General features: G+C 52.4%; 21 protein-coding genes, 1 riboswitch and 1 other annotated feature. Of the genes, 16 read left to right on the top strand and 5 right to left on the bottom strand.

Annotation, left to right across the window (positions count from 1 at the left end):
* Nucleotides 1-11 precede the first annotated feature (11 nt).
* A complete protein-coding gene (locus BQ7397_RS07700) occupies nucleotides 12-1,751 on the top strand; it encodes an ABC transporter ATP-binding protein/permease (RefSeq protein WP_077075512.1) in 1,740 nt (579 codons plus the stop codon).
* A complete protein-coding gene (locus BQ7397_RS07695; protein WP_200801214.1) occupies nucleotides 1,744-3,390 on the top strand; it encodes an amino acid ABC transporter ATP-binding/permease protein in 1,647 nt (548 codons plus the stop codon). Before BQ7397_RS07700 ends, BQ7397_RS07695 begins: the two co-directional genes overlap by 8 nt.
* A gap of 48 nt (nucleotides 3,391-3,438) precedes the next feature.
* Here BQ7397_RS07695 and crcB read toward each other — a convergent pair whose 3' ends face one another.
* Both crcB and pepT read right to left on the bottom strand, forming a co-directional pair.
* Complete coding sequence (gene crcB / locus BQ7397_RS07690; protein ID WP_077075511.1) at nucleotides 3,439-3,795, bottom strand: fluoride efflux transporter CrcB; 357 nt, start codon at nucleotides 3,793-3,795, stop codon at nucleotides 3,439-3,441.
* Nucleotides 3,795-5,012 (bottom strand): peptidase T, encoded by a 1,218-nt coding sequence (gene pepT, locus BQ7397_RS07685; protein WP_077075510.1) that lies wholly within the window; start codon nucleotides 5,010-5,012, stop codon nucleotides 3,795-3,797. Before pepT ends, crcB begins: the two co-directional genes overlap by 1 nt.
* An 80-nt stretch (nucleotides 5,013-5,092) precedes the next feature.
* Between pepT and BQ7397_RS07680 the strand changes: the two genes are divergently transcribed.
* From BQ7397_RS07680 to BQ7397_RS07650, 7 genes are all read left to right on the top strand, one after another.
* Nucleotides 5,093-6,304 carry an aminoacetone oxidase family FAD-binding enzyme gene (locus BQ7397_RS07680; protein ID WP_077075509.1) on the top strand — a complete coding sequence of 404 codons (1,212 nt, stop codon included), beginning with the start codon at nucleotides 5,093-5,095 and terminating at the stop codon, nucleotides 6,302-6,304.
* A 34-nt stretch (nucleotides 6,305-6,338) separates the two neighbouring features.
* Nucleotides 6,339-6,455: a sequence feature (ribosomal protein L10 leader region), on the top strand.
* Nucleotides 6,456-6,472: 17 nt separating this feature from the next.
* On the top strand, nucleotides 6,473-7,009 hold the full coding sequence (gene rplJ / locus BQ7397_RS07675; RefSeq protein ID WP_077075508.1) for a 50S ribosomal protein L10: 537 nt from the start codon (nucleotides 6,473-6,475) through the stop codon (nucleotides 7,007-7,009).
* 32 nt (nucleotides 7,010-7,041) lie between these two features.
* Nucleotides 7,042-7,434: a 50S ribosomal protein L7/L12 gene (rplL, locus tag BQ7397_RS07670; RefSeq protein WP_077075507.1), complete on the top strand. Its 393-nt coding sequence runs from the start codon at nucleotides 7,042-7,044 to the stop codon at nucleotides 7,432-7,434.
* A gap of 56 nt (nucleotides 7,435-7,490) precedes the next feature.
* Nucleotides 7,491-8,168, top strand: coding sequence for an AzlC family ABC transporter permease (locus tag BQ7397_RS07665; protein WP_077075506.1), 678 nt, complete (start codon nucleotides 7,491-7,493; stop codon nucleotides 8,166-8,168).
* A complete protein-coding gene (locus tag BQ7397_RS07660; RefSeq protein ID WP_068457196.1) occupies nucleotides 8,158-8,487 on the top strand; it encodes a branched-chain amino acid transporter permease in 330 nt (109 codons plus the stop codon). The genes BQ7397_RS07665 and BQ7397_RS07660 overlap by 11 nt, the downstream gene beginning before the upstream one ends.
* 47 nt (nucleotides 8,488-8,534) lie before the next feature.
* Nucleotides 8,535-9,959 (top strand): NCS2 family permease, encoded by a 1,425-nt coding sequence (locus tag BQ7397_RS07655; protein ID WP_077075505.1) that lies wholly within the window; start codon nucleotides 8,535-8,537, stop codon nucleotides 9,957-9,959.
* Between the two features lie 117 nt (nucleotides 9,960-10,076).
* The gene (locus tag BQ7397_RS07650; protein WP_077075504.1) at nucleotides 10,077-10,811 is read left to right on the top strand and encodes a cyclase family protein; all 735 of its coding nucleotides are present in this window, start codon (nucleotides 10,077-10,079) and stop codon (nucleotides 10,809-10,811) included.
* A gap of 40 nt (nucleotides 10,812-10,851) precedes the next feature.
* Here BQ7397_RS07650 and BQ7397_RS07645 read toward each other — a convergent pair whose 3' ends face one another.
* A complete protein-coding gene (locus BQ7397_RS07645; protein WP_077075503.1) occupies nucleotides 10,852-11,616 on the bottom strand; it encodes an IclR family transcriptional regulator in 765 nt (254 codons plus the stop codon).
* A gap of 139 nt (nucleotides 11,617-11,755) precedes the next feature.
* On the opposite strand from BQ7397_RS07645, the gene BQ7397_RS07640 reads away from it, so the two are divergent.
* The 4 genes from BQ7397_RS07640 to BQ7397_RS07625 all read left to right on the top strand — a co-directional run bounded on the left by BQ7397_RS07640 (nucleotide 11,756) and on the right by BQ7397_RS07625 (nucleotide 16,384).
* On the top strand, nucleotides 11,756-13,138 hold the full coding sequence (locus BQ7397_RS07640) for a L,D-transpeptidase family protein (protein ID WP_083703468.1): 1,383 nt from the start codon (nucleotides 11,756-11,758) through the stop codon (nucleotides 13,136-13,138).
* 142 nt (nucleotides 13,139-13,280) lie between these two features.
* On the top strand, nucleotides 13,281-13,964 hold the full coding sequence (locus tag BQ7397_RS07635; protein WP_077075502.1) for a phosphoribosylaminoimidazolesuccinocarboxamide synthase: 684 nt from the start codon (nucleotides 13,281-13,283) through the stop codon (nucleotides 13,962-13,964).
* Nucleotides 13,965-14,073: 109 nt separating this feature from the next.
* Nucleotides 14,074-14,188, top strand: a riboswitch (FMN riboswitch).
* Nucleotides 14,189-14,245: 57 nt separating this feature from the next.
* Entirely contained in the window at nucleotides 14,246-14,854 is a 609-nt protein-coding gene (locus BQ7397_RS07630; protein WP_077075501.1) for an ECF transporter S component, read from the top strand.
* Nucleotides 14,855-15,004: 150 nt separating this feature from the next.
* Nucleotides 15,005-16,384 carry a Na+/H+ antiporter NhaC family protein gene (locus tag BQ7397_RS07625; RefSeq protein ID WP_077075500.1) on the top strand — a complete coding sequence of 460 codons (1,380 nt, stop codon included), beginning with the start codon at nucleotides 15,005-15,007 and terminating at the stop codon, nucleotides 16,382-16,384.
* Between the two features lie 121 nt (nucleotides 16,385-16,505).
* Here BQ7397_RS07625 and BQ7397_RS07620 read toward each other — a convergent pair whose 3' ends face one another.
* Nucleotides 16,506-17,162, bottom strand: a complete 657-nt coding sequence (locus BQ7397_RS07620) for a 50S ribosomal protein L25 (protein ID WP_077075499.1) — start codon at nucleotides 17,160-17,162, stop codon at nucleotides 16,506-16,508.
* Between the two features lie 154 nt (nucleotides 17,163-17,316).
* The gene (gene rodA, locus BQ7397_RS07615; RefSeq protein ID WP_083703466.1) at nucleotides 17,317-18,558 is read right to left on the bottom strand and encodes a rod shape-determining protein RodA; all 1,242 of its coding nucleotides are present in this window, start codon (nucleotides 18,556-18,558) and stop codon (nucleotides 17,317-17,319) included.
* A gap of 58 nt (nucleotides 18,559-18,616) precedes the next feature.
* Between rodA and BQ7397_RS07610 the strand changes: the two genes are divergently transcribed.
* Genes BQ7397_RS07610 through BQ7397_RS07600 form a run of 3 tightly spaced genes read left to right on the top strand, consistent with a single transcriptional unit; the run spans nucleotide 18,617 to nucleotide 21,520 of the window.
* Nucleotides 18,617-19,525 (top strand): epoxyqueuosine reductase, encoded by a 909-nt coding sequence (locus tag BQ7397_RS07610; protein ID WP_077075498.1) that lies wholly within the window; start codon nucleotides 18,617-18,619, stop codon nucleotides 19,523-19,525.
* Nucleotide 19,526: 1 nt separating this feature from the next.
* Complete coding sequence (gene nth, locus BQ7397_RS07605; protein WP_144019993.1) at nucleotides 19,527-20,168, top strand: endonuclease III; 642 nt, start codon at nucleotides 19,527-19,529, stop codon at nucleotides 20,166-20,168.
* Nucleotides 20,168-21,520 carry a VanW family protein gene (locus BQ7397_RS07600; RefSeq protein WP_077075496.1) on the top strand — a complete coding sequence of 451 codons (1,353 nt, stop codon included), beginning with the start codon at nucleotides 20,168-20,170 and terminating at the stop codon, nucleotides 21,518-21,520. Before nth ends, BQ7397_RS07600 begins: the two co-directional genes overlap by 1 nt.
* Nucleotides 21,521-21,646 lie beyond the last annotated feature (126 nt).

Below are 21,646 nucleotides of genomic sequence, written 5' to 3'. Positions count from 1 at the left end.
GATGGAAGGGATTGATCGATAAACGATTACTCCAATATTTCAGCGAAGCGAAAAAAGCCATTGCCCGGGTGGTGGGGCTTAAGTGCATTCTGCTGGTTCTCAATAGTTTGGCAACAGGGCTTTTGGTCTATGCCCTGCGCTTGTTTTTCACGGAAAATCAATGGCAAAGACCGCTGTCCCTTGTTCTTCTGAGCAGCTTTTTAATCTACGGGATTCGTTTTTTCGTCGCAAAAAAAGAAGTGCACCTCGCCTATCAGGCGTCGGCGTCGGTAAAGGAAACGATGCGCAACAGGCTATTTCAAAAGCTTATGTGCTTCGGCGTGCATTATAAAGAGCGCCTGCGCTCTGCGGAGGCGGTGCAGATCATCGGAGAAGGGATCGATCAGCTGGAGATTTATTTTTCCGCCTATCTGCCTCAGTTTTTTTACAGTATGATTGCGCCGGTATTTCTGTTTTTTCTCATCGGCTCCATGTCATGGACTGTGGCCATCGTCCTTTTAATCGGCGTGCCCATGATTCCCTTGGCTATTGCTTTGATTCAAACCTTTGCGAAAAAAACCTTCGCCAAGTATTGGACGGAGTACACCGACGTAGGGGACGAGTTTTTGGAAAATCTTCAGGGCCTGACGACGTTAAAAATTTACGGCACCGACGCCTATCGCCACCGAAAAATGGAAAAATCCGCCGAGGCCTTTCGCGTGCAGACCATGCGGGTCTTAACCATGCAGCTCAATTCCATTATCGTCATGGACTTCGTCGCTTACGGAGGCGCCGCCATTGCCCTGGTGGTTTGCTTAAAGGCCTGTGTGAGCGGTCGATTGGATTTTTTCGATGCCCTGTTTATTTTGCTCTTATCGGCGGATTACTTTTTGCCCATGCGGCAATTAGGTTCCTTTTTTCATATCGCCATGAACGGCATGGCGGCAGCGGACAGAATGTTTGGCCTTCTGGCATTGGAAGAGGAAGAAGACGGTCACATGGCGATGGCAGATGCCGCCGACGAATTAACGGCGCACAACCTTGTTTTGTCTTACGACGGCGAGAAAAATGCCTTGGACGACTTGTCCTTTGAAATAAAGGGACCGCAGCTTGTGGGCATCGTCGGTCCTTCCGGCTCGGGGAAATCTACTTTGGCCGCCGTCTTGTCGAAGCAGGTGAAGGGCTACGAAGGCTCCCTGGCCTTTTGCGGCGTGGAGCTTTCCGACACGAAGGAAAAAAGCCTTTTGGATCACGTCACCTATTTAGGCGCTGAAAGCTATTTAATGGGTGGAAGTGTTCGTGAGCTTCTGGCCATGGCCAATCCCCGGGCCACGGTGGCCGCCATGTGGGACAGCTTGGAGCGAGTAAACTTGAAAGAATATTTCGCCGCGGAAGATGGGCTGAATACAATGATTCAAAGCGGCGGAAGCAATCTTTCCGGCGGTCAGCGGCAGCGGCTCAGCCTCGCCATGGCTCTTTTACACGACACGCCCATTTATATCTTCGACGAAGTCACGTCGAACATTGACGTAGAGAGCGAAGAAAAGATCGTCGGTGAAATTCGCGCCTTGGCCGAGACGCGGTTAGTTTTATTTATTAGCCACCGCCTGGCCAATGTGAAAGAGGCGGGACGATTATTGGTTCTCGACGGAGGACATTTGGTGGAAGAAGGCCGCCACGATGAGTTAATTCAACGTGGGGGCATGTACCGCAGCTTGTGGCAAACACAGGCGGAATTGGAGCAATACCGAGGAGGTGAAGTCAATGCGTAAACCCTTAGCCGTCATGGGGCGTCTCATAGGAATGATTAAGCCCTTGGCACCGGTGATGGTCCTGGCCATTACTTTAGGGGTGCTGGGCTTCTTCTCGGCTACGGCTATTTCAGCCCTGACAGCTTACGGCTTGGCCTCCGCCTATTTCGGAGAATGGAGCAGTCCCTTTCTTGTGGCGGTAATTCTTGTTTGCGGCTTTCTTCGGGGCCCCTTGCGCTACGGTGAGCAGCTCTGCAATCATCACATCGCCTTTAAAATTCTCGCCATTATACGGAGCCAAGTATTCGCTTCTTTGAGAAAATTGGCGCCGGCGAAATTAGAGGGAAGGGACAAAGGCAATCTCATTACACTCATTACTTCCGATATCGAACTCTTGGAAGTCTTTTATGCCCACACCATTTCCCCGGCGGCTATCGCCTTGATTTTTTGTCTGATCTCCGTGGCCTTTCTCGCCAAGATCGAGCCCCTCTTGGCTCTTTACGCCGCCTTCGGTTATTCGGTGATGGGCATCGGGCTTCCCATGTACCTGTCCAAGCGAAACAAAGACTTGGGCCTTCAAGCGAGAAACGCCGGCGGTCGTTTAAGCGGTTTTGTCTTAGACGGCTTGCGCGGCCTGAGGGAAATCTTGCAGTACCGCTTTGAAGACGCTTATCTGAAAAAATTAGACGATATGAGTTGCGAAAGCATTGAGGCGAACGGCCGCCTGAAAGACGAAACGGCTTTCGGCATGGCTCTGACGGGCATGGTCCTGAGTCTTTTGCACTTAGGGCTTGTGGTTCTTGCGGGAGCCATTTACTACCGGGGCACGGAAGATCCCGTCATGCTGCTGACGGCAGTGGCCTATATCCTCTCTTCTTACGGGCCTACTTTGGCCCTGGCCGCATTAGGCAACACCTTACAACCCACCTTCGCCGCCGGCAATCGGGTCCTGGATATTTTAGACGAGGCGCCGAAAGTGGAAGAGGTTGAAACAGGGGCGGTGGTTTCCTTTACCGGTGCCGCCTTGGAGGAGGTGGACTTCTCCTATGAAGAGACATCGATTCTAAAATCCATGGACCTTCAGGTAAGAAAGGGCGAAATCCTTGGGCTGAGAGGAAAGTCCGGCTCCGGAAAATCCACGATCCTGCGCCTTCTCATGCGTTTTTGGGACGTAAGCGGCGGCCGCATTATCATCGGCGACGAAGATATTCGAAAGGTGAAGACCGCCTCTCTTCGTGAGGCGGAAGGCTTTATGACTCAGGAAACCTATCTGTTTAACGACACCATTGCGTCGAATTTGCGCCTGGCACGATTGGATGCCACAGAGGAAGAAATAGAAGAGGCATGTCGCCGGGCGGCAGTCCACGATTTTATTCTATCCCTGCCGAAAGGCTATGGCAGTCGAATCGGCGAAATGGGCAGTCGCCTATCATCGGGCGAGCGTCAGCGTCTGGGTCTTGCCCGCGCCTTTTTACACGACGCACCGTTTTTACTCCTGGATGAGCCTACCTCGAATCTGGATAGTTTAAACGAAGCCATGATATTGCGTTCTTTGAAAAAGACTGCCGGGGATAAAACCGTGCTTATGGTCAGTCACCGGCCCTCTTCTTTAACTGTGGCGGACCGAATCATTGAGCTGGAAACGGAACGTCGATCATAAGAAAACACCCCAGGCAGAGGAGGAGTACTCCGAAGCCTGAGGTGTTTTTTATTTTACCAGCTGTCCGCCGAGATAAAGGGCGATAAATCCAGCCGCCACGGTGGCGGTGACATAGACTACGGCGGTGGTCATATGACCTTTTTGCGCCATGGCCATGGTTTCGGCGCTGAAGGTGGAGAAGGTGGTGAGCCCGCCGCAAAAGCCCGTCTTCAAAAACAGCACTACATTCTCGTCCCATCCCCGGGCTTCGCCTTTCACGGCGATGATGCCGATGAGAAAGCAGCCGATGACATTGGCGAGAAAGGTGGGAAGGGGCATTCCTCGATCGGATACGGGGAGATAGGAGAGCAGGAAGCGGAAGGTCGCACCGAAGGCGCCGCCCGCCGCCACGTAAAGGGCCTGCATTACGCCCTCGTCGCCATTTCCTGAATCAGCTTCGTGAGGAAGTCACGACCCTTTTCCATGTGTTGGATGGGAATGTATTCGTAGGGACCGTGGAAGTTCATGCCGCCGGTGAAGAGATTGGGGGTGGGCAGTCCCATCCAGGAAAGCTTGCTGCCGTCGGTGCCGCCGCGAATGGGCTCGACGATGGGCTCGATGCCTTCTTCTTTCATGACGTCGACGCAGAGGTCGATGAGATCCATGTGGGGCTCGATTTTTTCCCGCATATTGCGGTAGCTTTCTTCCAAAGTCAAGGTGATGTGCTCGCCGTATTTTCTGTTCATAAAGTCCACGGCGGCTTGGAAAATTTCACCCATGTTCTTGACCTTATCGGCGTCGAAGTCGCGGAGGATGTAAATCATTTCCGCCTCTTCCACATTGCCGCGGAACTGATCCAGATGGTAGAAGCCCTCGTAGCCTTCCGTGTATTGGGGACGCATTTGCTCTGGAAGCATGCCGTCCAGCTCCATGCCCAGGCTGATGGCGTTGATCATGTGATTTTTCGCGCTGCCCGGGTGGACGCTGACGCCTTGAATATTCACCTTGCCGCTGACGGCGTGGAAGCATTCGTATTGCACCTCGCCCAGGCGGGAGCCGTCCAAGGTAAAGGCTACGTCGGCGCCGAAGCCTTTCACGTCGAAGTGATCGACGCCGCAGCCGATTTCTTCGTCGGGAGTAAAGCCGATGGCCAGATTGCCGTGGGGCAGATCCTTTTCGATAATGGTCTTTAGGCTGTCCATAATAATGGCGATGCCGGCCTTGTCGTCGGCGCCTAAAAGGGTGGTGCCGTCGGTGACCATGAGATCCAAGCCGTGGACGTCGTTTAAGGCGGGGAAGTCTTTGTCGGAGAGGACGATGTTCTTTTCTTTATTTAAGACGATATCGCCGCCTTCGTAGTGGACCACTTGGGGCTTCACGCCTTCGCCTTTGGCGGCGGGGGAGGTGTCCATGTGGGCCAGAAGACCTAAAGTGGGCAGATTCTTGTCCACATTGCTTTTAAGATGGGCGGTGACGTAGCCGTATTCGTCTACCTTGGCATCGGCGAGGCCCATTTCCTTGAGCTCGTCCACGAGGATGTGGGCCAAGTCGAATTGGCGCTTCGTGGAGGGGAAGGTGTCGGAATTTTCGTCGCTGGTGGTGTAAACCTGTACGTATTTTTTCAGTCGTTCGGTAATATTCATGATGGCTCCTTTCACATTTTTCTAACTTGTATTGTAGCATATTTGCGTGCTATACTCGGTGAAAAGAAAGGGGTTTTTTTATGGAAATCGCCATTGTAGGCGGCGGCGTCAGCGGCCTTTGCGCGGGCTGTTTACTGGCCGAGGCGGGCATGCACGTTTCGATTTACGAGCGAAAGAATCGCGTGGGAAAAAAATTACTGGCCACGGGAAACGGCCGGGCCAATGTGAGCAATGCGGATCTGTCCGCGTGCCACTGGCACAGTGAAGGGAAGCTGCCCTTCGATCCTGGCGCCTATTTTTCCGCGGCGGATCGCCGGGTCTTTTTCGAGGCCATGGGCATCGATCTCGTGGAGGAGGATCGTGGCAAGCTCTATCCCGCCACCCTTCAGGCCCGCACCGTGTTAAATGCTCTCAGGCGGCGCTTTTTTGCCGCCGGCGGGGAAGAGGTGGTGGACACCTGCATCGACGCCGTTACGAGGACAAAGAAGGGCTTTGCCTTGGAAGGCGGCGGCCGTACTTTTTCGGCCGATAAGGTCATCATCGCCGCCGGGGGCATGGCCATGCCTCAATCGGGCTCCGACGGCAAGGGCTACGGCCTGCTAAAGGCTCTGGGTCACAAAAAGACTCGCACCTTCCCGGGGATTTCCGCCCTGCTTTGCGACAGCCCCTACTTAAAACATTTAAACGGCACGAAAGTGCAGGGTAGCGTGGCCCTTTACCGCGACGGCGAAAAGATTGCCGAGGAAGAGGGCGAGATCCTTCTCGCCAAAGACGGCATCAGCGGCCCGCCGGTCTTGGATCTGGCTCGCACCGTGGGCGAAAGAGAGGGAAATTACACCGTCGCCTTTCCCATGCTGAATCACCTGAATCAAATGACAGAATACCGAGAGGTTCTCGAAGGGCGCAGCTATCTGCCTATGAAGGTCGAAGATTTTCTCGACGGCATTCTGTCCAACAAATGGCCTCACGTGGTTTTAAAGGAATGCGGCCTGAAAGGAGACGAGATGACGGACGGCCTGTCTTGGCACGATCGGGACCGCCTGTTGAATCTGCTCTTTCACTTCTCCATGCCCGTCATCGGCGTGCGGGGCTTCGATTTCGCCCAAGTCACTTGCGGCGGCATGGCCCTCGACGGCTTCAGCGACGATTTGGAATCGATTCATGCACCGGGGCTTTACGCTGTCGGCGAGGTTTTGGACGTGGACGGAGATTGCGGCGGCTATAATATTCATTGGGCACTGGCATCTGCCCACCGCATCGCCCGGTCCATCATAAAAAAAGAAAGTTTTTAGGAAAAGTCCCTTTACACGGGGGCTTTTCTTTGGTATTATTAATGGGTCGAAACCGCAGACAGCAGGTGGCTTGCCTTAATTTCCTGCCGAGGTGACTGAATTAGATTTTGGTACTCGCATTGTGTCTGCAATGTGATTTTTTTATGTAGAAAACGAGGAGGTGAATCAGTGAAAGAAGAGCTACTCCAATCAAAAATTAACTTGGTTAACGAAATCAAGGAAAAGATCGAGCAGTCCCAATCCATTATTTTGGTCAACAACCACGGTTTAACCGTAGAAGAGGTTACCAAATTGAGAAAGGAATTGCGCGAACACGGCGTTGACTACAAGGTGTACAAAAACACCATGCTGAAACGTGCCTTCGACGCTACCGGCAACGAAGCAGCCAACGATTTACTCGTAGGCCCCACCGTCGTCGCCTTCGGTATCGAAGATGCCGTTCAACCGGCCAAGATCTTAAACGATTTTGCCGAAGACAACGATCGTCTTGAAGTGAAAGGCGGTCTCTTAGACGGCCGCGTCGTATCCGTCGACGAAGTTAAAGCATTGGCAAAATTACCGAGCCGCGAGGTTCTTATCGCACAATTGCTCGGCGGCTTAAACGCACCGATTCAAGGATTGGCAACTGTACTGTCCGGAAACATCCGTGGTCTGGCCGTTGCGCTTAACCAAATCCGTGAAAAGAAAGAAGAAGAATCTGCTTAAAGGCAAAAACAAAATTTGGAGGTATACACATTATGGCATCTGAAAAAGTAACCGCTCTTATCGAAGAGATCAAAGAATTAACCGTTATCGAACTCGCTGACTTAGTTAGCGCATTAGAAGAAGAATTCGGCGTAAGCGCTCAAGCTCCCGTCGCTGTAGCAGCAGCAGGCGCACCGGCAGCCGGTGCAGCAGCAGGCGCAGCCGCTGAAGAACAAACCGAATTCGACGTCATTCTCGAATCCGCAGGCCAAGAAAAAGTTAAGGTCATCAAGGTTGTTAAAGACATTACCGGCCTCGGCTTAAAGGATGCAAAAGCTCTCGTTGACGGCGCACCGAAGCCCGTTAAGGAAGGCGCAAACAAGGAAGAAGCCGACGAAATCAAAGCTAAGCTGGAAGAAGTCGGAGCTGTTGTTGAAGTAAAGTAAAGCAGTGAAGAGCGCCCCCTTCGGGGCGTTTTTTATTTTCTCCTTCAGGAGGTCTTATGAACGGATTAAAGAAAGATTTTCCGCGCACGGTTCCCATTGTGATCAGCTACTTTTTTATGGCCATCGGCTTTGGCGTCCTCATCAAGTCCGTTGGCGAGTCCAATGTCGTGGGCGGGCTGATGAGTGGAGGCATTTACGCCGGCGCCATGCAATTTGCCATGGTCAGTTTATTTTCCAATCCGCTCAATGTATTGGAGCTCGCCATCTTGGCCGTCTCCATTAACCTGCGCTATTTATTTTATACACTCTCCCTATTGGGCCCCTTGTCCGAGCTTCCCATGTGGAAGCGCATCGCTGTAGTTCATTTTTCCAGCGACGAGACCTTTTCCCTCTACGTCACCGGCGGCGAGGACGGAAACATGGCTACCGGCGACGACATGTTTTCCATGGGACTGATTAATTTTATTACCTGGGTCGGCGCCACGGTGCTCGGAGGATGGATCGGCACCTTGCTGCCCATCGACGCCACGGGCATCGACTTTATGATGACCGCCCTTTTCATCACCGCCTTTTTGGAGCAGTGGAAGGGAACGGATCACCATTTCCCCGCTATATTGGGTGTGGCGGCATCGCTCTTCTCTTTGCTCTTGGTGGGGCCCAAGAAATTTATTCTTCCCGCCATGGTTTTGATTTTAATCGGCGATTTGATTTACAGGAGGAAATATGTCCACTAGAGAAGTTTATCTGGCTATTGCCATCGTCATCGCCATAACCTTCGCCATACGCACCTTTCCTCTGTTTTTCTTTTCGGGAAAGAAGCAGCTTCCGAAGGTCGTCGGCGACTTGGGGAATCTCTTGCCCTATTCCATGATGGGGCTTTTGATCGTCTACTGTTTGCGCACCATGCGCTTTACGGCGCCGGGGGAATATGTGCCCTTAATCGTCGCCACCCTGGTCACCGCCCTCAGCTACCTTTGGAAGCGAAAATCCATCGTCTCCATTATTCTCGGCACGGCGGTGTATATGTTTTTCATTCAGCAAGTGTTCGTCTGATGAAATCGTGATATACTAATCCCGTAATATTCATAAGGAGGAAGTCTATGGAGTCATTCTTTAAGTTGAAAGAGAACAAGACGGATTTTTCAACGGAAATTTTAGCCGGCTTGACCACGTTCTTTGCCATGAGCTATATTATTTTCGTCAATCCCGCAATCCTTTCTCAAACGGGCATCCCTTGGGGCGCCGTGTTCCTGGCGACGATTATCGCATCGGTGGTCTCCACCTTGGTCATGGGGCTGTTTGCCAATGTGCCCTACGCTTTGGCCCCGGGCATGGGCTTAAACGCCTTTTTCACCTATACCGTGGTCTTCGGTTTGGGCTTTACGTGGAAAGAGGCCCTGGGCATGGTCTTTTTGTGCGGCGTCATCAATGTGTTGATCACCGTGACGAAAGTTCGGAAGATGATTATCACGGCCATCCCCGAGTCGCTGCAGCACGCCATTAGCGGCGGCATCGGCGTCTTTATCGGCTACATCGGCATTAAAAACTGCGGTCTCTTGAACTTCACCCTGGACCCGGGCACCTATCAAGCCCTGGACGGGGGCACCATTATCGGTTCATCCGCCGCCGTTCCCGCCCTGGTTACCTTCAACAACGCCGGCGTGCTTCTCGCCATGATCGGCCTGTTGATCACCGTGGTCCTGGTGCTTAAAAATGTAAAGGGTGCCATCTTAATCAGTATTTTGGCTACGACGATTATCGGTATCCCCATGGGCGTCGTGGATCTGTCCAAGCTTTCGGAAAGTCCTTCCGTGGCAAGCTCCTTCCAAGACCTGTCCACGGTCTTCGGCGTAGCCCTGGGCAAGGAAGGGCTCCTGGGCCTCTTTTCCGATCCCGGCCGCATCCCCTTGGTCCTCATGACCATCTTCGCCTTCTCCCTTAGCGACACCTTCGACACATTGGGTACCTTTATCGGCACCGGTCGTCGCTCGGGAATATTCAGCGAAGACGACATTCGCAATATGCAAACCAGCTCCGGCTTTAAATCGAAGCTGGATAAGGCCCTCTTCGCCGACTCCATCGGCACGGTCATCGGCGCCTTTATCGGTACCAGCAACACCACCACCTATGTGGAAAGTGCGGCGGGCATCGGTGCCGGCGGACGCACGGGTCTCACTTCCGTGGTAACGGCGATTATGTTTTTATTGGCCATCGTCATCGCGCCGGTGGCGGGACTGGTCCCCGCACAAGCTACGGCTCCCGTTTTGATTATCGTGGGCATTATGATGTGCGCCAGCTTTAGAGAAATCGAATGGACCGATTTGGAATGTGCCGTACCGGCTTTCTTCGCATCGATTTTCATGGGCCTCAGCTACTCCATCAGCAACGGCATCGCCGCAGGTTTTATTTTCTACTGCGTCGTCATGATCCTAAAGGGTAAGGCCAAAGAGCTACACCCGATTCTCATCGGCTCCACGGTTTTATTCTTAATCAACTACGCCCTTATGGCCTATCTGGCTATGTAGGAAAAAATATGTAGGAAAAAGAGGCTTCGGCCTCTTTTTTTATGCCGCAAAGAGGGCTGTAGAAAAGAAGAGAGAAAGGCTATAATGGATGTAATGAAAAAATAGAAAGGGGATCACATGAAGACTCAAGAATTACTGCAGGCGTTAAAAGAAAAGACTTGGCTGAGTCTGACCCACGAAGTAACGAAGGACATGGCCATCTATCAGGCCTTTAATCCCTTGGGCGAGCGCGTGCTCACCACCTTGGAGGAAACGGGCTCGGACAATCGGGAATACACCCTGGGAACCTCCCACGGCACCCACGTGGACGCGCCGGCTCACTTTATGGCCGGGGGAAAGCTCTTATCGGACATTTCGCCGAAGGAGCGTTACCTGCCTCTGTACGTCATCCACCTGGAAGACAAGGTGAAGGAGGAGCCGGGCTATGCCGTCACCGTGGACGATATTTTGGCCTTTGAAGCAGAACACGGCCCCATTCCGGAAGGCGCCTTTGTGGCCTTCTCATCGGGCTGGTACAAGCGCATCTACTCCCAAGAGGACTTTACCAACACCCACGACGGCGTGGAAGTGACGCCGGGCTGGTCCGTGGCGGCTCTGGAGTATTTGAGCCGCACGCGAAAGATCGCCGCCATCGGTCACGAAACCTTGAACACCGACGCCGGTCCCGAAGCCGCCGTGGCGGGGGACCTGGTCGCCCAACGCTTCTGGCTCAACGAAAACAAATACCAGGTGGAGGTCATGGCCAATTTAGATCAGGTGCCGGCAACCGGCGCCGTGATTATGATCAATGTCCTTCACATCAAAGGCGCCGTGGCTTTCCCCGCGGAGGTCACCGCCGTCTTCGACGCATAAAAATAAAGCTATTGTCCTCGCATGGGCAATAGCTTTTTCTTTACCATAGGGGATTCAGTTCTTCTAAAAAATCGTGAACCGTGGTGAAGGCCTCGGCCTCTTCCTCTAAAATCTTTTCGTTGGCGCCGGAAAGGGAAATGGTGCCGATGCAATCTTTCCGCTTGTCGAAAATGGGAATGGCGATGGAGCCGATGCCGTCGTTGATCTCGCCGATCTCCAAGGCGTAGCCTTTTTTTCTCGTGGCGGTCATTTCCTCCTTCAGCATGGCGGCATCCGTAATGGTTTTGTCCGTGTAGACGACCAGTCGCGTCTCGAAGATGTAATTGTCCATCACCGACTCCGGCAGGCTTGCCAGGTACGCCTTCCCCGACGCCGTGGCGTGGAGGGGAAAGGGCGTGCGGGAGCGAGTCATGATCAGGTAGCGGGTGTTGTCGGGCACCTCCGTAAACACGGTGAGAAGCTGTCCGTCCTCCACCATATTCAAGCGGGCGCTCAGTTCAAATGCGTTGGCCCAAATTCTGAGCATGGGCTGAATTTTATTTTTGACGTGAAATAAATATTGATCCTCCACTAAATTGGCCTTGGGAATAAAAGCGAGGCCCAAGTGGTAGTCGTTTTCCGCTTCGTCGCGGCTTAGGTATTGAAAGTGAACCAATGTGTTGACCAGCCCGCGGGTGGTGTTGACATTTAAATTCACCAATTTGGAAATTTCCGATAGGCTCAGCTTCGGATGCACGGCATCGAAGCAATCTAAGATTGCAAAGGCCCTGGCAAGGGACTGAATGGTTCGGGGCGTCTTGTCCATAACAACCTCCTCGTGTAATAAATCGTATCTATAGTTAGATTACACTACATTCCCATGAAGAGAAAGGGAAAAATCACCTTGAACAGAGAAAATTTTATGGTACACTAATAGAGCGAGTGATTAGAAAAGGAGAGCAACTTTGAGCAATCGATTCGGAAAAATTATGGCCATCGTACTGGGCGTCTTGGCTGTTGTATACATTATAGGCGGCGTTCTGTTTACACAAGTTTACATGCCGAAAACGTCGGTGAACGGAGCCGATATATCCCTTGAGCCCAAGGCGAATTTAAGGGAAAATTTTAAAAAGTCATGGAAGGATTACGCCTTAACGGTTGTGGGCAAGGACGACAAGACCGACACCATTAAAGCGTCGGCCATCGACTACAGCGAAACCATGCCCGATTTTAAGGTAAAAGAATACAGTCCCTGGGCATGGCCCGTCTACGCCTTTATGCAAAAGGATTATAAGGTGAAGACATCCATTACCTACGACGACGCAAAGCTTGAATATGCTTTAGCCTACATGCACATGGTGGCGGACAAAGACATTACGGACCCGACCCCCGAGATGATCGTCTACAAGGAAGGGGAAGGCTATTCTATTGCCGATGCCAAGGAAGGCACCCGATTAGACGGACTCAAGCTGAAGAAGGCCGTGTTGGATTCCTTCCATAAGCAGGACAAAGAATTGGACGCGAAGAAAGCCGATCTGTATCTGAAGCCCACACCGGCGGAGGATTTGGATCACATGAAAAAGCATGTGGCCAGTTTAAATACCATTGAAGGATACAAGCTGACCTATAATTTCTCCGACAGGGAAGAGGTCTTGGCAGGGGAAAGCCTAATCAATCTCTATAAATCCGCCGAGGACGGAAGTCTGGAGCCCGACGAGGAAAAGGTCAAGGCTTATGTGGCGGGGCTCGCGGAAAAGTACGACACCTTTAAGGGTACCCGCGACTTTCAAGCCACAGGCGGCGCCATGATGCGCGTACAGGGCGGTATTTACGGCTGGCAAATCGACCGTCCCAAGACCGTAGAGCAGCTGATGACGGCCTTGAATGACAAGAAAATTCAAACCATGGAGCCGGTGTATAAGCGCCGCGCCCAGAGCCGGAATGTGAACGACATCGGCAACAGCTACATCGAAATCGACATCGCCCGTCAACATATGTGGATGTACAAAGAGGGCAATCTTGTCATCGATACGCCGATCGTGACGGGCAATCCCTACGCCGGAAACGGCACGCCCACCGGCACCCATGAAATTTGGGCGAAAGAACGCAACCGCTACCTGACCGGGGACACCTGGAAGAGCTTCGTGAAGTACTGGATGCCCTTTAACTGGACGGGCTGCGGTATTCACGATTCCAACTGGCGAGGAAGCTACGGCGGCAGGATTTATTTAGGCGGCGGCAGCCACGGCTGTGTCAACACGCCGCCCTCCAAGGCACCGACTTTTTACGAAAATGCCTTTATGGGCATGCCCGTCATCGTTTACAATTCAAACAAACACGCCATTTAACGAAGCGCCTGCGGGCGCTTTTTTGTTTGAAGGAAAATTTGTCGTGAAAATTATGGGAAAATATGCCCTAGGCTCTGTTTTCCCGCGGTCATTTGTTGTAAAATAAATTGTACGATTTGCTTGTATGACAGGAGGGTTTTTTTTGAAAACTATTTACGAAGGAAAGACGAAGAACATTCTTCAAGAAGACGGTAAGACTTACTTTTATTTCAAGGACGACGTGACGGGCAAAGACGGCGTCTTCGATCCCGGTGAAAACCAAGTAGGCCTTTCCATCGAAGGTTCGGGCCGCGCATGCATCGCCATGACCAAATACTTCTTTGAAAAATTCGAAGAAGAAAAAATCCCTACACACTTTATTTCCGCCGACGTGGACAATCGTCTCATGGAAATCAAGCCCGCCAAAGTTTTCGGCAAGGGCTTGGAGGTTATCTGCCGCTTTAAAGCTACGGGTAGCTTCATTCGCCGCTACGGCAAATACGCCAATGAAGGCGACGATTTAAATCGTTACGTGGAATTTACTTTAAAAGACGACGAACGCCAAGATCCCCTGATCAACGAAGATGCCTTGATTCTTTTGGGCATTATGAAAGAAGGGGAATACGACCGCATTAAGGAACTCACTCGCTCCATTTCCCAAGTCATCTACGACGACTTAAAGGCACGTGGCCTGGAAATGTACGATATTAAATTGGAATTCGGCCGTCTGGAAGGCAGCGACGAAGTCGTATTAATCGACGAAGTCTCCGGCGGTAACATGCGCGTCTTTAAAGGGGACGAATACATCGAACCCCTGCGTCTTTCCGAAATGATCGTCGGTAAGTAAGCACTGTTTTCGAAATCGCGAAAAGAGCCCTTCGGGGCTTTTTTTGAACCCTTTTTTAAAAAATGCTTTATTTCTCTAAGGACGTGGTATAATAAAAATGAAACAAGATCATAATCTTCAGGGCGAGGTGAAATTCCTCATCGGTGGTAAAGTCCACGTGTCGAAAGACTGAATTGGTGCAATTCCAATACCGACGGTGACAGTCCGGATGAAAGAAGATATTTTTTTCATGTTTATGCCCACAGACGCGGGCTTTTTTATTGCCCGTCAAAGGAGGAATCATGAACCAAATCCAGCGGACAAAGGCGCGCTATTCCACGAGGAATTTAACCCGCCTTTCCCTCTTATCCGTCATCGCATTTTTATTTATGTACATCGAATTTCCCTTGGCCTTTATCGCACCGCCCTTTATAAAGATCGACCTGTCCGACATCCCCGCCCTTATCGGCGGCTTTGCCATGGGTCCCGTGGCGGGGATCGCCGTCGAGCTGGTGAAGTGCATCCTCACCTTCTTCGTCCGCGGCACCACTACCGGCGGCGTCGGAGAGCTGTCGAATTTCATCGTCGGCGCCTTATTCGTCGGCCTCTCGGCGAAATTTTACAGCCGCCACAGAACCTATCGCGGCGCCGTCATCGGCCTCTTGCTCGGCGTCGTGGGCATGACCGTGGTGGCGACCTTAAGCAATTACTTCGTGGTCTTTCCCCTTTACGGAAAAATCATGCCTATGGATGCCATTATAAACATGGGCCGTGCCGTGACGCCTCGGGTGAAGACCTTGTGGGATCTGATGATCTATTGCATCGTGCCATTCAATCTCGTGAAAGGGCTCATTATTTCGGCGGCGACCTTGGCCTTATACAAGCGCGTCTCCCGCTTTTTACACGACTGATGAAAGCTCCCGCTTTTGATGCGGGAGTTTTTTTGTGGCGTGCGGCCATTCTTTACAAAGGGTAAGTGCTCCACTATAATGACCTTGAGGAACCGGTTCGCCTCGAAAGGGGAGAACCATCATTTGTATCGAGACTATGAGGAGGACGTTATGGGAGATGAAAAAGTACATGTGAAAGCCAACGGCGCGGCGCTTTTACCCTTTATTCTATTCGTGTTGGTATATCTCGCCACGGGGCTTATTTTAAATGCCATGGGCGTGGAAATGGCCTTTTACCAAGTGGCAGCACCGGTGTGTATTCTTCCCGCCGTTATTTTGGCCTTTGTCATGTTTAAGGGCTCGATCGACGACAAGTTCAACACCTTCGTGCGAGGCTGCGGCGACGAAAACATCATCATTATGTGTTTGATTTACATATTGGCCGGCGCCTTCGCCACCGTGTCGAAATCCTCCGGCGGCGTGGACTCCGTGGTCAACTTCGCCCTGTCTCTGATTCCCGTTCAATACATTACCTCGGGAATTTTTCTCATCAGCTGCTTTATTTCTCTTTCCACGGGAACGTCCGTGGGCACCATCTCCGCCGTCGGCCCCATTGCTGTAGGCGTGGCACAAAAGGGGAATCTGCCCCTGGCACTGGTGATCGGTGCCCTGGTAGGCGGCGCCATGTTCGGCGACAACCTTTCCGTTATTTCCGACACCACCATTGCCGCGACGCGGACGCAGAATGTGGAAATGAGAGATAAGTTCCGGGCGAATATAAAAATCGCCCTACCCGCGGCGATCATAACCTTCGTGATCTTTCTCTTTGTCGGCAAGCCCACAGGCCATGTGGTGCTGGACGATTTGAGCTACAGCTTCGTCCTGATCATTCCCTATCTCTTCGTGTTAATTTCCGCATTGGCCGGCATGAACGTCTTTTTGGTCCTCACCAGCGGCATCGTCCTTTCCGGGATCATCGGCATAGCTACCGGCGGGCTCACCATGATGAGCTTCGCTCAAAACATCTTTGAGGGCTTCAGCGGCATGTTCGAGATCTTCCTCCTGTCCATGCTCACCGGTGGCCTTTCCTACATGGTCTCTCAAAACGGCGGCATCGAATGGTTGGTGCAAAGGATCAGCGGCTTTGCTAAGGACGTGAAGTCGGCGGAATTTTCCATCGCCCTGTTGACTCTGGTTACCGACGCCGCCACGGCGAACAATACGGTGGCCATTATTATTGACGGGCCTGTGGCGAAGGAAATTTCCAGGGACTTTCAAGTGGATCCCAGGCGCTCCGCATCCCTCCTCGACGCCTTCTCCTGCGTCATGCAGGGGATCATTCCCTACGGCGCACAAATTCTAATCGCCGCGGGGCTTACCAAGGAGCTGGGGGCGGCGGCGGTCTCTCCCGTGGAAATCATTCCCTTCCTCTGGTACCAAGGCCTGCTGGCTCTCTTTGCCCTGGCGTCGATTTTCATTCGCTACGCCGATCCCAAGGACAAATGGGATTTTGAAAAGGATATGCCGGTGTCGTCCTCTGCAGTGAAGTAAAAATAATGCGTCGATGAGAGAAAATCTCCTCGGCGCTTTTTTATGCTCGGGAATTTACGGCGCAAAAAAATAAGACCGGCTATCCGATCTTATTCTTTCATGAACCGCAAGGGCGGTCCGATTATTCTTCTTCAGCTTCTTCTTCGCTCGATTCGGTTTCACCGACGGTGGGTACGTCAGCTGCATCGGCGCTTGTTTCTTCCTCGTCTTCAACGGATTCTTCACGAGGCTCTTGTAAGGAGCATACGGCTTCTTCCAGGTCCGTCAAAACTTCGATGTCGGCGATGGATGCCACGTCTAAGTCGGCGACGGTTAAGGTATCGCCGATTTGCATATCAGCGACATTGGCAACACCTTCGGAGGGAAGGCTGGTGGGCAAGCATTCGACTTCGACTTCTTCCAACAGTTGCAACAAGACGGAGGGTTGGACGCGAATGTCTTCGCGGCCTTCCAATACGACGGGGATGGACAGTTTGATTTTTTCTTTCAGGTTTACGCCGTAGGCATCGAAGTGCATCAGTTGATTCTTGTAGGGATGGGATTGGATTTCCTTAAAAAGGATCTTGTAATCTTTTCCGTTGACATTGACGTCGACCAAAGCGGATGTACCGGCTTCATCGACAACTTTTTCCAATTCGTTGGCCTTGGCGGCAACGGCGACGGGCTCGGAGTCTTGAGCATAGAAGATGCCGGGGACGTAGCCTTCGGCTCTGGTCTTCTTCGCGCCGGCCGTGCCCGTGTGTTCGCGATTAACTAAATTTAATTTAATGGTGTTCATTCATTTCCTCCTTTGTTTACTCAGCAATATATTATACCTGAATTTGTGCTTCATTTCCACGTTTTCATTCACTTTGTCGTGGTTTTTCTCTCTGAAAAGAAGAATATGCCTTCGAAAAGATTTATGGGCGGCGAAAATAATAAAGTCGGTCGGTTTATCTCTTTCGACGATTTAAGCGCTCTTTACTCCACTGGCGCTCCTGAAAGTCGCCGATTCGATCGACGACGCCTGAAAGAAAGCTCGGCAGGTGATACTCTCTTTTTTTAGCAGAGCGGTGGTAGCGTACGCTGAGGCACAGACCGATCATGGCCAGGTTCACCATTTGGAAAGTGCCGCCGTAGCTGATAAAGGGAAGGGGGATGCCGGTGACGGGCATAAGCCCCAAGGTCATGCCCATGTTCTCCCAAATGTGGATGAAGAGAATACTTAAAAAGCCGAAAATCATCAGCTGACCGCTCTTGTCCTTCGCCAGCTTCGTCAATGACAGGAGCCGATAAAACAACAGAGCATATAGGAGCAAGAGAAAGGCGCCGCCGAGAAAGCCCAATTCCTCTACGAGGACGGGAAAGATAAAGTCCGTTTCCTTCGTGGGGATAAAATTAAATTGGGTTTGGGGCCCCTTGTAAAGGCCGCGGCCGAAGAGGCGGCCGTCGCCGATGGCGATGCGACCCTCGTAGGCCTGATAGCCGCTGCCCGATGTGTTGGCGTCGGGCTTTAAAAAGTCGAGGATCCGGTCCTTTTGGTAATCGTCCAGGCGGGCATAGAGGATGGGCAGAGATAAAAAGCCTGCCCCCATGGCGCCGAAAATATATTTCCAGTCCACGTCCGAAAAAAACAACATGACGGCGATGAAAAAGAGAAAGACCATGGCCGTGCCGAAGTCCGGCTGAAGCATAATCAGGCCTACGGGAAATCCGGCGAAGACGAGGGCCTTGGCCAGTTCCTTCGGCTCGTTGATTTTGTCGCCGTGGGCTTCCAAATAGAAGGCGAAGCAGATGACGAGAAAGATCTTGACGAATTCCGCCGGCTGAAAGTTAATGGGACCGATGGCGAGCCAGCTCTTGGATCCCCAGGTCGTGTCCCCGTGACCGAAGAGGAGCGTCGCCGCCAAGAGGACGACGCTGAGGCCGTAAAGAAAGGGGTAGTAGCTTCGCCAGATGCGGTAGTCCACCAGCATCAATCCGCAGGCGATGGCCGTGCCCAGCAGGGTGGCGATGCCCTGCTTCATTAAAAAGGGGCGGTTGCCGTAGGACAGAGTCGCCGAGGACAGGGCCACGAAGCCCAAAAGCGTAATGGCGGCGACGATGAGGATCAGGCTTCGATCCACATCCCACTTGCCCGGATTTTCACGCGTAAAAAAAGGCTTTATTTTTTCAAAAAGCTTTCGCTGAATCATAGTATCTCCTTTGTCAGAGTGTGATAGTATTATTATACAACAATAGAAAGGATTTGGGATGGAAGTAGACAGAATCAAAGACCGCCTGCATTTTCACGATTTGGCTTTGGTGCCGGCCCGTTCGCTGGATGCCATGGCTTCTGTTTTCGCGAAAAGAAAAGCGGCGGGAGATATGCTACCCATCGAAGAAGAGGACTTGGCCCTGCGCATGGATCCGGCGCAGTCTCTGCCTTCGGTGAAGTCTATTTTCGTCGCCTTTGAGCAAGTGCCCTTTTCCGATCGCGAGCCGGCGCCGAAGGAAGGCTACGGTCGCTTGGCGGGCTTTTCGCGGGACAGGGATTACCACTTGATCTTAAATGAAAAAATGGCCGGCCTGGAAAATTATTTACGAGAGACAGAGCCGGGCATTCAATTTCACCGCCAAGTGGACACGGGGCCTTTGTACGAGCGGGGCTTCGCCGCCATGACGGGCAAGGGCTTTATCGGAAGAAACGGCAGCTTTATTCATTGCCGTTTAGGCAGCTATGTGGCCATCGGTCTTTTGCTTACGAATATAGAGGGCGGCGAAGTCAGCGTCTCTCGTGACAGCTGCGGCGATTGCAGAGCCTGTGTCGACGCCTGCCCGGGACATGCCATCGACATGAGCGGCGTGCTGCATCCCGGCCGCTGCCGCTCCTGGATCACTCAAAAGCGGGGCGAACTGTCGGATGGAGAGCGGGCGGTGATGGCCGATTGGATTTACGGCTGCGACGTGTGCCAAATGGTCTGCCCGAAGAACGTGGGGATCGACGTGGTTTACGAGGAGCAAGACCCCGTTCACCACATTCCCTTAGAGGGGCTGGAGGAGGAGACGAACCGCTCCTTTAAAAAACGCTACGGCCGCCTCAGTGGGTCCTGGCGCGGAAAAAAACAGTGGGTGAAAAATGCCGCCTACATACGTCGTTATTTTGATGAGAGGAAGAAGTAATATGCCTTTAACGAAGGAAGACGCCTTAAAAGTCTACGATCGATTGGAAAAAATGTTTCCCGATGCCCGGGCGGAGTTGGACTACACCACGCCCTATGAGCTTTTAATCGCCACGATTTTGTCAGCTCAATGCACGGACGTGCGGGTAAATAAAGTAACGAAGGTCCTCTTTCAAGAGCATAATACCCCGGAAAAAATGGTAACCTTGTCTCAAGAGGAGCTTGAAGGCTATATAAAAAGCTGCGGCGTCTATCGAAATAAGGCGAAAAACATTTTGGCGGCATCCCGCATTATTTTAGATTCCTGGGGCGGCGACATTCCCCCTACCATCGAGGCTTTAATGACCCTTCCCGGCGTCGGGCGAAAGACCGCCAATGTAGTGGCCTCCAATGTGCTGGGCATTCCCGCCATCGCCGTAGACACCCACGTCTTTCGCGTGTCCAATCGCCTGGGCCTCGCCGAAAGCAAAAATGTGGACGGCACGGAAAAACAGCTTATGGCTATATGGCCCAAGGAAAAATGGTCGAAGGGTCACCACCTGTTAATCTTTTTAGGCAGAAGAATCTGTAAGGCCCAACGGCCTCTCTGCGAAGAATGCGAGCTGAGGGATCTCTGCCTGCACGTACAAGGAGCATCGAGCTAATGGAGAAAGACTACCTATACCGCCGCCACAAGAAGCGGCGCCTGTTAAAAAAACAGAAGAGAAAACGCATGGCCACCATGGCGGGCGCCGTGGTCCTGGCCTGTTTCATCTGCATGGGCCTTTTGCCCTCCTTCGGCATCATCAGTCCGGGGACCCGTTACTGCGGCAATGGATTAGGTTTTCTGACGGTAAAGGCTGCGGAGAAAAAAATAAATAAGCATCGCGGCGATTTTCAAAAAAAGGCCGTTACCCTGACCCATAAGAAAAAATCCACCGTCTTGACGGCCGGCCAACTGGGCCTCTCCGTCAACGGGGAGCAGGCGGCGAAGGATGCCTTAAAGGAAAGCCGGAGCCGTCCCTTTATCGGCCGCATGGCCCAAGCTTTTAAGCGGGAAGCCGTGCACACGCCCCTGGAGGTGGATGAAGCCGTGCTTAACCGCAGGCTCAGGAGCCTGGACGGCGTCCTCTATGCCACGGCGAAGCCCGCCACCGTGGCCATGGAAGGGGACAAGGTCGTCATTCGCCCGGGCAACCAAGGCGAAGTGCCCGACACGACCCGCGCCATCGTAGATCTGTCTCACGGCATCGACGGGTCCGTAGAGATTCAGACGAAAACCGTAGAGCCCGCCATCGAGGCCCGGGCTCTGGCGGGGATCGACGCGAAAATGGCCACAGCCGTCACCGAATACGACGTGAAGGACAAAAACCGCACCACCAATGTGGAGGTGGGCGCGAGGTTTTTCCGCCGCATCGTCTTGGCGCCGGGAGAAAAAATTTCCTTTCTTTCCACCATCGGCGGCATCGACGAGGCCCACGGCTTCGTCAAGGGAAAGACCGTATCAAACGGCGTGGAGACCGAAGGCATCGGCGGCGGCGTCTGTCAGGTGTCCACCACTATGTATAATGCCGTGGCCCGGGCGGGGCTCGAGGTGATCACGAAATTCAACCACTCCAAGCCCGTGCCCTATGCCAAGGAGGGCTTGGACTGCGCCGTGAGCGACGGCTACAAGGATTTTATCTTCGCCAACCCTTACACCAAGCCCGTGTATATCGAAACGACGGCGAAAGAGGGCAAGCTGAGCTGCATCATCTACGGTCCCGGTGAAGAAAAGCCCTACACCATACAACTGGTACCGGAAAAGGTGCGGGACCTGCCGGCATCTAATGAAGAAACATACACCGCGGATCTGGCCCCCGGGGAAATCAAGGTTCTGCAAAAGCAGGTGAACGGATCGATCTACAACACCTACGCCGTCTATTCTCAAGAGGGAAAAGAGAGTCGACGCTTTTTAGTGGCGAAGAGCCGCTACGTTCCCGTGGACGGAAAAGTTTTAATCGGAAAGAGAAAATAAATCCTTGCTTTTTAAGGAACGTCATGTTAATATAATAAATTGCATAATAATCTAAAATTATATGGAAAAGACGGTCGCAGCTACGAAAGAAGATGTATTTGTAAGTTATTGACGATTCATGCATGA

Source organism: Aedoeadaptatus urinae, assembly GCF_900155585.1.
Taxonomy (GTDB): domain Bacteria; phylum Bacillota; class Clostridia; order Tissierellales; family Peptoniphilaceae; genus Aedoeadaptatus; species Aedoeadaptatus urinae.
The sequence above is the reverse complement of the archived record's forward strand: the minus strand, read 5'-3'. Positions and strand labels throughout refer to the sequence as shown.